Raw genomic sequence first — 274 nt, 5'->3', positions numbered from 1 at the left:
TTCACTTCAGAAGTATACGTACTTTCTAAAGATGAAGGTGGTCGTCACACTCCATTCTTCAAAGGTTACCGTCCACAGTTCTACTTCCGTACAACTGACGTAACAGGTGACGTACAGTTACCAGACGGCGTTGAAATGGTAATGCCTGGTGATAACATCAAGATGACTGTAGAACTAATCTGCCCAATCGCGATGGACGAAGGTTTACGCTTCGCTATCCGTGAAGGTGGCCGTACAGTTGGTGCTGGTGTTGTTGCAACTATCGTTGAGTAAT

General features: G+C 45.6%; 1 protein-coding gene. It reads left to right on the top strand.

Annotated features, from left to right (window positions below; translation table 11 throughout):
• Nucleotides 1–273: elongation factor Tu (locus AUR67_RS03070; RefSeq protein ID WP_152996468.1), on the top strand; the 273-nt coding region annotated here is incomplete at its 5' end.
• Nucleotide 274: the final 1 nt, after the last annotated feature.

Source organism: Pseudoalteromonas sp. XI10 (assembly GCF_001469895.1).
Classification (GTDB): domain Bacteria; phylum Pseudomonadota; class Gammaproteobacteria; order Enterobacterales; family Alteromonadaceae; genus Pseudoalteromonas.
This window is presented reverse-complemented; position numbering and strand designations above follow the sequence as displayed.